Source organism: Candidatus Cloacimonadota bacterium (assembly GCA_011372345.1).
Classification (GTDB): Bacteria; Cloacimonadota; Cloacimonadia; order Cloacimonadales; family TCS61; genus DRTC01.
This window is the reverse complement of the sequence record DRTC01000412.1, coordinates 1-3,051: the sequence shown is the minus strand read 5'-3', so window position 1 is coordinate 3,051 and position 3,051 is coordinate 1. Positions and strand designations below refer to the sequence as shown.

Here is a 3,051-nt window from a genome sequence, read left to right as displayed (position 1 = left end):
TAAATATTATCATTTGCTCCTGAGTCTCCGTGTTGTCCATCATCATACATAGTGATATTCTGATTTCCTGTACCGGTATCATATTTAATAAAAGCAGTTGCGATCGTTTCATCGTCAGTAATATGCGCAGTAACATTGACATTGGTCTGGGATGATGGAGCCAGTGGAATTTGATTAAAGTCATCGATTTCAGGAGGTAAATTACTCGAAATGTTGGCATAACCAGGAGTTGGATCAGGCATGAACTCCCAGTTTGAGTTACCATCGGGAAATCTACCTTCGGAAATATCGGTTGCCTGTTCTCCAAAAGTATAAGAATCAAGGATCGTTTCTCCATCAGGATGAATAATGGCGATATCTTCTCCGTTAGCAGATAATTTAAAATTTGTGTGAAAATTTCCCTGGTCTTCATCATTATCAGCCCAGAAGAGAAGGAATCCATGAGAGCTAATTGTGATATTTTCCGGTATTTGCCATTTTGTCAGTTCATCAAGATCATCAGTCAGATAAAACCCTTCCAGATCAACCTCAAATGTTCCTTCATTATATAGTTCGATCCAATCTTCATAAATTCCGGGTTCGTCAGGATCTTCAATGGTTGACTCATTATCTGCCATAAATTCATTGATGAAAATGTTTTGAGCAGGCAGAAAAAGGGAAGATATAAAAATGACCAAAATTATTAAATATTTCATATCAAGTACTCCTTTTTTGTTTGCATTAAACTTTCTATCAATAACTACCGGATAGCAATTTTAAAAATTATCAATGAACAAACACATCCTGCATAAAGACATTCTGCATAAAAAATAAAGCAATGTAGGCAATTACAGCAGATGCAAGAGGTGTTACGATCCAACCGATGCTGATTTTTCCTAATATCGAGAAATTAATATTTCTTCCACCTTTGGCAAGACTGATACCAAGTATCGAACCAACTACAGATTGTGAACTTGAAACCGGAACTAAAGGAAAGGCAGGAAGATGATGCGCAATTAACCAGTTTTCCAGTCCTTTGGAAGCAAAAAGGAAGAGGACGATCGAACTTGCCAGAACAACGATCAAAGCTGAAATAGGAGACAATTTGAAAATGCTTGAACCAACGGTCATCATTACTCTTTTTGAATAAGTAAAAACACCGATCGCAATAGCAATTCCACCCAAAAGAAATAGTTGATGGACACTCGTAAAGGAAATCAGATTTCCGATTTGAAAATCATGAAAAGGAGATGAATTTATAAAAACACCCATCACATTCCCAATATTGTTTGCTCCCAGACTAAAAGCACCAAAAGCGCCGGCAACGATCAATCCTTTCCTGGTTATAGAATCTAATCTTATCAAATGGATCTTTGAATTTTCAACAATATACTTGACCAGTTTAAACAACAAAAAAGCGAACAAAGCAGAGAGAATTGGTGAGAAAATCCAAGTTCCCAATATTTTTGTCAGAGCATTAATATCCGTAGCTGTTTTAGAGAAGAAATTCCAGCCAATTATAGCACCCACAATAGCTTGAGATGTAGAAACAGGTAAACCGGATTTTGACATCCATAATACGGTTAGTCCGGCAGCAAGAGCCACAATAAATGCTCCAGCCAGTTTATCTATAGCACCCAGTTTACCAAGTGTATGAGAAGCTCCAGCTCCACTGACCACAGCTCCTAATATTAAAAAAATACTGCAGATTGTAGCAGCAGTCCGGAACTTTATCATTTTGGTGCCGACTGCAGTTCCAAAAATATTGGCAGCATCATTTGCGCCGAGTGACCATCCCAAAAACAATCCGCTCGATAAAAAAAATAAAATGGTTATCATTGTTTTCCTGATGAAAATTATTACTTATATTCGTCTTTTAATGGTATAGACAGCTAATCTTTCTGCGACAGATTCGGCAGCATCAGAACATAGAACTATTTTTTCCACAAAATATCTGAGATGAACTCTTTTGCTGAAACTTTTTATCTCGGTAGTCCGGAAAATTTTTCGTTTCATTTGTTCTTCTAATTGATCTGCTTCATGTTCATAAAAATGAACCTTGTTAATATAATTGCTGACCAGCTTTATCTCTGTGAAAAAGGCACGGGCAGCTTTAACAAGTTCTTCCACAGATTTGGATGATAATTCGGCAAGATCATGGAAATCAGCCTTGAGAAAATCAGGAATTTTGGGAGTTTCTATTGAGAGTTGGGTTAATACTTTTTGGGCGATATCTACGACATCATCGATATTTTCGATCAGACCAAGAACATCACCTCTGGATTCAGGGATCAACATAAATGTATAGAGTTTTTTCTTGATATCTCTGCGAAGCCTGTCAGCTTCTGTTTCTATTTCCGTAATTTTCTGATAATGCTTCTCAAATCTTTCGATTTTTCCTGCAATATAATTTTTAACACCTTCAAAAAAAATCAAGGCTGCATTTTCAACATTATCGAGATAGTTGTCTATTTCGGTTTGCATTTCCTTTGATCTGCTTGAAAAAAAATTACTCACCTTTTTTCTCCTCTCTTTAATCGGTCTTCTGAATTAACTGAACATACAGTAAACCACATAAGACTCCTATTTCACAAATTGTTAATTACTGAATTTCCTCCAATCTCAGATTCGAAGCAAATTTATCAACTTTTTCATCTACTCCGAGTGTAGTTACTTTTCCTTTAAGCCCTATTTGTTTGTCAATATTTTCGGGAAAATATATTTATTTACTTTGCCCACGAGATAAATCTCGTGGCTATTCATATTTTTTTTCGTTACAGAGTTTCTGTTGATTTTCAATTTAAAACGATAATCTCATCGAAGTCAATCAATGCAAATTCTATCTTGATTCTTTTTAATAAGTTACCCTCTGAAATTGAAGTGGGAAATGTTTATTCTTAATTAAATATTTCTTATTGGATACCTTGTCCGGCTTTTAACTGATAAACTAGTGGATTTCAATCCTAAAACACCAATCTTTTACAATTTCAACAGTTTTTTTGTGAAAATAAGTATTCTTGCTTTAAATAGTCATAACTTTATAGAGTTTAAGAACTTAACATAACATCGAAT

The 3,051-nt window shown here is 35.2% G+C and carries 3 protein-coding genes; all 3 read right to left on the bottom strand.

Going from position 1 to position 3,051, the window contains the following annotated elements; all coding sequences use genetic code 11:
- Positions 1 to 695, bottom strand: a 695-nt coding sequence (locus tag ENL20_08055) for a lamin tail domain-containing protein (GenBank protein ID HHE38512.1), incomplete at its 3' end; no start/stop codon positions are given.
- 70 nt (positions 696 to 765) lie between these two features.
- A complete protein-coding gene (locus ENL20_08050; GenBank protein ID HHE38511.1) occupies positions 766 to 1,818 on the bottom strand; it encodes an inorganic phosphate transporter in 1,053 nt (350 codons plus the stop codon).
- A gap of 24 nt (positions 1,819 to 1,842) precedes the next feature.
- Positions 1,843 to 2,463, bottom strand: a complete 621-nt coding sequence (locus ENL20_08045; protein ID HHE38510.1) for a DUF47 family protein — start codon at positions 2,461 to 2,463, stop codon at positions 1,843 to 1,845.
- Between the last annotated feature and the right edge of the window lie 588 nt (positions 2,464 to 3,051).

What these genes read in the sequence shown, in the direction of transcription:
- ENL20_08045 (HHE38510.1), bottom strand. Translation starts at nt 2,463, where the DNA reads ATGCAAACCGAAATAGACAACTATCTCGATAATGTTGAAAATGCAGCC.
- ENL20_08050 (HHE38511.1), bottom strand. Translation starts at nt 1,818, where the DNA reads ATGATAACCATTTTATTTTTTTTATCGAGCGGATTGTTTTTGGGATGG.